The following is a 1,165-nucleotide window of genomic DNA, read 5'->3' as shown; positions in this document are numbered from 1 at the left end:
CGGCGGACCGGCTGCACCTCGAAATCGAAGCGACCCGCCTCGCCTATGCCGCCCGCGATGCCTGGATTGCCGATCCGGCCAATGCAAACGTCCCGATCGATGAACTGCTTTCAACCGCCTTCGCGTGCGGACTGGCCGAGAAGATCGATTTGACTCGAGCACTCACCGAGCTGCCCGACTTCGAGATGCCGCTGCATCGCGACACGGTCTACATCTCGATCATCGACGAAGACCGCAATGCAGTCAGCTTCATCAACTCGATCTTCGACAGCTTCGGCACCGGGCTTGTCGCACCGGAGTCGGGCGTGATCCTGCACAATCGCGGCCAGAGTTTCTCGCTGACACGCGGGCATCCCAATATGATCGCCCCCGAAAAGCGGCCTCTCCACACCATCATCCCCGGCATGATGACCCGGAACGGGCGCACGGAAATGTCCTTCGGCGTGATGGGCGGCTACTATCAGGCCATGGGCCATGCGCATCTCATCTCCAAGGTCGTCGACTACGGCATGGACCTGCAGGATGTGATCGACCTGCCGCGCCTGATCCCCGTCGGCGGCAAGAATCCGCGTGTCGAGGCGGAGCATACGGTCCCGGTTGAAATCCAAGTCGAACTCATCCGCCGGGGCTTCGAGATCGTGCCCGCAGAAGATCCGATCGGCGGCGCACAGGTCGTGTACATCGACTGGGAAAACGGCACCCTGACAGGCGCATCGGAGTCGCGCAAGGACGGGATCGCCCTGGGATACTGAAGACGACTGCCTAGAAACGCCGACAAGGCAAGGCCGCACCAGCACGGAGTTGGTGCGGCCTTGTCTTCGACTGCATTGAAACAATCACACCATATCGAAGAGGCTGCCAAGCCATTTCATCTGCTTTCGCTCCTGAAATGCCTGTCCACCCTCGTGATTGTTGAAGTCGTATTCAATTATTTCCTTTTCGCCGGCATAGCCATTGTATGCCGCATAGACGGTCGAAGGCGGGCAGATCTCATCCATCATGCCGACGGAAAAGAACGCCTTCGCCTTGGCCCGCCTCGCGAAATTCACGCAGTCGAAATAGGTGAGCGTTTCGAATACCCTTTTCGCCGGCATAGCCATTGTATGCCGCATAGACGGTCGAAGGCGGGCAGATCTCATCCATCATGCCGACGGAAAAGAACGCC

2 protein-coding genes are annotated in these 1,165 nt (G+C 59.1%); one reads left to right on the top strand and one right to left on the bottom strand.

Going from position 1 to position 1,165, the window contains the following annotated elements:
• A partial coding sequence (locus tag AC1D17_RS29045; RefSeq protein ID WP_477568649.1) for a gamma-glutamyltransferase occupies positions 1–752 on the top strand: 752 nt, incomplete at its 5' end.
• An 84-nt stretch (positions 753–836) separates the two neighbouring features.
• On the opposite strand, the gene AC1D17_RS29040 is transcribed toward AC1D17_RS29045, so the two are convergent.
• Positions 837–1,094 carry an acetylxylan esterase gene (locus AC1D17_RS29040; RefSeq protein WP_477568648.1) on the bottom strand — a complete coding sequence of 86 codons (258 nt, stop codon included), beginning with the start codon at positions 1,092–1,094 and terminating at the stop codon, positions 837–839.
• Positions 1,095–1,165: the final 71 nt, after the last annotated feature.

The organism is Pararhizobium sp. P1_E7, from assembly GCF_056405855.1.
The sequence above is the reverse complement of the archived record's forward strand: the minus strand, read 5'-3'. Positions and strand labels throughout refer to the sequence as shown.

Bases quoted from the DNA above. Each gene is read 5' to 3' on its own strand.
- AC1D17_RS29040 (WP_477568648.1), bottom strand. From the start codon at position 1,094: ATGCCGGCGAAAAGGGTATTCGAAACGCTCACCTATTTCGACTGCGTG.